Origin of the sequence: Brevundimonas sp., assembly GCF_032107865.1 — a bacterium.
Taxonomy (GTDB): domain Bacteria; phylum Pseudomonadota; class Alphaproteobacteria; order Caulobacterales; family Caulobacteraceae; genus Brevundimonas.
In genome coordinates this window covers 1-5345 of the sequence record NZ_DAMCNG010000185.1, presented here as the reverse complement: position 1 = coordinate 5345, position 5345 = coordinate 1, and the positions used below count along the sequence as shown (strand labels likewise).

The window sequence follows — 5345 nt, the reverse complement described above, 5'->3', positions numbered from 1 at the left end:
CTGGAACGGCGCCGCGACGGGCGCCACGGGCTCGGCCGAAGCCGCCGCCGGCAGGGCGGCGCTGGCCAAAACACTGGCCAAAACACTGGCCAGCACAGCGGGCAGGATGTCGAAACGGAACGATTGGCGCATTGCGCCAGCCTGCCGGGCGATAACGGCGAAACCTCGACCAGGGCGCGCGCACGGCTGGGCCATTGTGTTTTTTCTCTAACGGGAGTGAACTCGGTTCATTCCTGGGGAGGATGCTATGAAACCAATCACTATCGCCATAGCCGCCGTCGCCGCGCTGGCCGCTTCGCCCGCCCTGGCCGAAAGCTGGCACGTCGTCTCGCGCAGCTCGGCCACCGTCTTCATGCTGGATGTGGATTCCATCACCGAGGCGGACGGCGCGCGCACGGCGCTCCTGGCGCGCGTGCCGGCGTCGGGCGCGACCGCCGACCTGTCCTATTCCGCCGGCCAGATCAGCATCCGCTGCAGCGCGGGCCAGTCCAAGCCAGGGGTGGAGATCCTGTACGGCCCAGACGGCGCCGAGCAGGAACGGATCGACGACGGCTACGACTTCGACGCCATCGCCAAGAACTCGCTGGATTCCTACATCAAGGACATGCTGTGCGACGGCCAGCGCAGCACCAGCATCTATCCGTCCATCCGCGCCTTCATCGAGGCGGGACGTCCGCGTTAAGACGACGCCGCGAGGCGGCCCGCCCCTTGCCGGGGCGGGGTCCGGCGTCTATCGCCTAGCTTAGGGGCGCACGCCCCTGGTTCGGGCGGCTCTTGCTCCATCCTCAGCGCCTGAGGCGACGCCCAGGCGGCCGAACCTGTAGTGTAAACAGTCAGAGTCGCCGCCTTGCCCAACCCGACGTCCGCCGTCGCCGTCTCGTCCCGCGTTCCCGAACCCGCTCTCGACCCGCAAAGCCTGGAGCGTCTGCGCGCCCTGCTCAGCGCCAACGCCGACGCCATGGTGGCCGCCTTCTATCAGGTGCTGCTCAACGACCCGGACGCCCAGACATTCCTGCATCACTCCATCGTCCAGGAACGTCTCAGCCCCTCGCTGCGTCGCTGGCTGATCGACCTGTTCGCCCCTGGACAGGATGTCGGCGGATCAGCCTTCATCGCCCGCCAGACCAAGATCGGCGAGGTGCACGCCCGCATCAAGATTCCCATGCATCTGGTCATGGCCGGAGCGGCGGTGCTGAAGGCGCGGCTGGCGGACGATCTGGCCGGCGACCCGGCGGCTTTCGATCTTTTGCGGCTGGCCGGCCAGCGGATCGACCATGCCCTGCGCCTGATGAGCCAGTCCTATGAGAAGGGCGCCAGCAACCGCGCGCGTCTGGACGAAGCCTATCGTCTGTTCTCCCTGGATCAGGACATCCATTTCGAGCGCGAAAGCCAGCGTGCGGGCCTGATGGAATGGAGCCAGAAGACCCTGTTCCGCATCCTGGCCTCGGGCGGCGTCGATGGGGCGGGCGCGCTGGGCGCCTCGCCGTTCGGCCTGTGGATCCGCCACCGGGCCGACTTCCTGTTCGACGGCTCGCCGCATCTGGCTCGACTGAACGCGACGATGGACCGGATCGACAGGGAGCTATTGCCCCGCTTCACGCCGGACGCCGCCCCGGCCGACCTCGCCGCGCCCCTGAAGGCGCTGGAGGCCGCAGTCGAGGAGGTCGCCTTCCTGTTGAACGAGATGTTCCAGGGCCTGGCGGGCATGGAGGGCGGCCGCGATCCGCTCACCCGCGCCCTGAACCGGCGCTTCCTGTCGTCGATCCTCAGCCGCGAAATCGGCTTCGCCAACGCGAACCACACGCCGCTGTCGGTGTTGCTTCTGGACGTGGATCACTTCAAGCGGATCAACGACACGCACGGCCACCCGGTCGGCGACGAGGTGCTGCGCCAGGTAGCCGAAGCCGTGACCGAAAACGTCCGGCCCAGCGACTTCGTGTTCCGCTACGGCGGCGAGGAGTTCCTGGTGGTCCTGGTCGAGACCAGCCTGCACCAGGCCGCGACCATCGCCGAGCGGATGCGCCTGGCCCTGGCGGCCAAGGCCATCACGACGGGCGGCCTGGCGCCCTTCGGCGTCACGGTGTCGATCGGCGTCGCCGAGCATCAGGGGCACCCGGACGAGAACTATCTGGTGAAAGCGGCCGACGACGCGCTTTATCGCGCCAAGCAGAACGGCCGGAACCGGGTCGAGCAAGACCGCCGCAGCGCCTGACGGCGCCGCAAACGGCCTTCACGATCAGGCGTCGACGGCGGCGTCCAGGGCGTTGTCCTGGATGAATTCACGGCGCGGCTCGACCACGTCGCCCATCAGCTTGGCGAACAGGTCGTCGGCGTCGTCGCCATGCTCGACCTTCACCTGCAGCAGCGTGCGGGCGTTGACGTCCAGCGTGGTCTCCCACAGCTGTTCCGGGTTCATCTCGCCCAGGCCCTTGTAGCGCTGGATGGCGATGCCCTTCTTGCCGGCGTCCAGCACGGCCGCCAGAAGATCCAAGGGGCCGCGGATGGTCGTGGTCTTGTCCTTGCGGCGATAGATGGCCGGGCGCTCGAACAGGCCGTCGAAGGCGGCGGCGCGTTCGGCCAGACGGCGGGCGTCCAGCGAACGGCCCAGCACCTCGTCCAGCACGATCGTCTCGCCGACGGCGCGGCGCACGCGGTTGAAGGCCACCCCGCCCTGGGCGGCCAGTTCGCCGCTCCACGGGCCGTCGCCTTCCTCGGCGTAGAGGTTCAGCCGTTCGGCCGCACGCGCGGCGCGGTCGGCCAGCTCGCCGGCGTTCTCGCTGAACAGGCCGGCCAGAGCGCCCTGTTCGATGGCGAAAGCCGGGGCGCGTGTCGCCAGACGATCGACCAGCGCCTTGAAGCCCTTGGCTTCGCGAACCAGCTCCTGCAGGTCCATGCTGGCGCGCACCTCGCCCGAGGCCAGTTCCAGCACGGCCTCGGCGCTGCCTTCCTCGATCAGATAGGCGTCCATCTCCGCCTGATCCTTGACGTAGCGGTGCTGCTTGCCCTTCGACACCTTATAGAGCGGCGGTTGGGCGATATAGACGTGGCCGCGTTCGATCAGCTCCGGCATCTGACGATAGAAGAAGGTCAGAAGCAGGGTGCGGATGTGGGCGCCGTCGACGTCGGCGTCGGCCATCAGGATGATCTTGTGGTAGCGCAGCTTGTCGGCGTTGAAGTCGTCGCGGCCGATGCCGGTGCCCAGCGCCAGGATCAGGGTGCCGATCAGTTCCGACGACAGCATCCGGTCAAAGCGCGCGCGCTCGACGTTCAGGATCTTGCCGCGCAGGGGCAGGACGGCCTGGTTCTCGCGGTTGCGCGCCTGCTTGGCCGAGCCGCCGGCGGAATCGCCCTCGACGATGAACAGCTCGGACTTGGCCGGATCGCGTTCCTGACAGTCGGCCAGCTTGCCGGGCAGGGAGCTGATCTCCAGCGCCGACTTGCGGCGGGTCAGGTCGCGCGCCTTGCGGGCGGCTTCACGGGCGGACGCCGCTTCGATGATCTTGGAGACGATCAGCTTGGCTTCGACCGGGTGTTCCTCGAACCACTCGGACAGGCCTTCCGAGCACAGGTTCTCGACCGCCGGGCGCACCTCGGACGAGACCAGCTTGTCCTTGGTCTGCGAGCTGAACTTGGGGTCCGGCACCTTGACCGACAGGACGCAGGTCAGACCTTCGCGGGCGTCCTCGCCAGTCGGCGCGACCTTCTCTTTCTTGGCCAGGCCCGAGCTCTCGATATAGCTGCCCATGACGCGGGTCAGGCTGGCGCGGAAGGCCGACAGGTGGGTGCCCCCATCCCGCTGCGGGATGTTGTTGGTGAAGCACAGCATGGTCTCGTGGTAGCTGTCGTTCCACCACAGGGCCAGGTCCAGCTCGATGCCGTCCTTCTGGCCGCGAATGACGATGACGTCCTTCAGGATCGGGGTCTTGGACTTGTCGAGGTGGCGCACGAAGGCTTCGACGCCGCCCTCATAGTGCAGCATGATCTCGACCGGTTCAGCGCCGCGATGATCCGACAGCTTGATGACCACGCCCGAGTTCAGGAAGGCCAGCTCGCGCAGACGGTGCTCCAGCGTCTTCAGGTCGAAGTCGATGTGGCTGAAGGTCGTGACCGACGGATAGAAGGTGACCTCGGTGCCGGTCAGCAGACGGCCCTTGTCCTCGCGCATCGGCGCCTCGCCGACTTCCTTCAGCGAGCGCACCGTCTCGCCGCGCTCGAAGCGCACGCTGTGCTTCTTGCCGTCGCGATAGATGACCAGTTCCAGCCAGTTCGACAGGGCGTTGACCACGGACACGCCCACGCCGTGCAGGCCGCCCGACACCTTGTAGGAGTTCTGGTCGAACTTACCGCCGGCGTGCAGCTGGGTCATGATGACCTCGGCGGCGGAAATGCCTTCCTCAGCATGGATGGCGGTCGGTATGCCGCGGCCATTGTCGGTCACGGTGACCGAGCCGTCCTCGTTCAGGGTGACCGTCACCAGGTCGGCGTGGCCGGCCAGGGCCTCGTCGATGGCGTTGTCCACCACCTCATAGACCATGTGGTGCAGGCCCGAGCCGTCGTCCGTGTCGCCGATATACATGCCGGGGCGCTTGCGCACCGCGTCCAGGCCTTTGAGAACCTTGATGGAATCGGCGCCGTATTCGGGCGAGGGAGCAGTCTGTTCGGTCATGAAAACGTCGGCTCAGGGTCCGTGGACGGACAGGGAAGAGGCGGCCCTTCGGCCGCCCGTCTCAGAGGCGCAAATCAGCGCGCCCCGAAGTCCTCGATATATAGGAAATTCGACGGGAAAAGCGAGCCTTTAAGCCCTTCTCCCTCCCCTTCATGGGGAGGGTGGTCGCAGCGAAGCGAAGACCGGGTGGGGAGGGCTTGGCAATCCTGACCTCGGCGCTCGAATAGCCCTGCCGCCCCCACCCGGCCTCGGCCTAACGGCCTCAGCCACCCTCCCCATGAAGGGGAGGGAGAAGGCCGCGCGGCTGCATCACGCCAGGCCGCCGCCTTCCACCGCCACGAACTGCGCGCGCCCCTCCAGCGCCGCGAACAGCGGGCGTTCCGTTCCGGTCATGAAGGCCTGCAGCTTAAGCGCCTCAATCTCGTCGAACAGGGCGGCGCGGCGGGCTTCGTCCAGATGGGCGGGCGCCTCGTCCAGCAGCAAGACGGGCTGTGCAGGTTGATCCGCCAGACGCGCCACCTGGGCCAGGATCAGGTTCAGCACCAGCGCCTTCTGCTCGCCCGACGAGCCTTCCGCGGCGGGCCGGTTCTTCTCGCGGTGCAGGGCGGTGAGGTCCGAGCGATGTGGGCCGAACAGGCTGCGCCCCGCCGCCGCGTCGCGGGCGCGGGCGCGCATCAGG

The 5345-nt window shown here is 67.5% G+C and carries 3 protein-coding genes and 1 pseudogene; 2 read left to right on the top strand and 2 right to left on the bottom strand.

Annotated elements, in window-relative coordinates:
• The first annotated feature begins 247 nt into the window (after positions 1–247).
• Complete coding sequence (locus RT567_RS13180) at positions 248–682, top strand: hypothetical protein (RefSeq protein ID WP_313576762.1); 435 nt, start codon at positions 248–250, stop codon at positions 680–682.
• 165 nt (positions 683–847) lie between these two features.
• Positions 848–2212: a diguanylate cyclase gene (locus RT567_RS13175; RefSeq protein WP_313576761.1), complete on the top strand. Its 1365-nt coding sequence runs from the start codon at positions 848–850 to the stop codon at positions 2210–2212.
• A 24-nt stretch (positions 2213–2236) separates the two neighbouring features.
• Here RT567_RS13175 and gyrB read toward each other — a convergent pair whose 3' ends face one another.
• Together gyrB and RT567_RS13165 are read right to left on the bottom strand one after the other, a co-directional pair.
• Positions 2237–4666 (bottom strand): DNA topoisomerase (ATP-hydrolyzing) subunit B, encoded by a 2430-nt coding sequence (gyrB, locus tag RT567_RS13170; RefSeq protein ID WP_313576760.1) that lies wholly within the window; start codon positions 4664–4666, stop codon positions 2237–2239.
• Between the two features lie 309 nt (positions 4667–4975).
• Positions 4976–5345: pseudogene (locus RT567_RS13165) on the bottom strand (DNA replication and repair protein RecF); the annotation flags it as partial.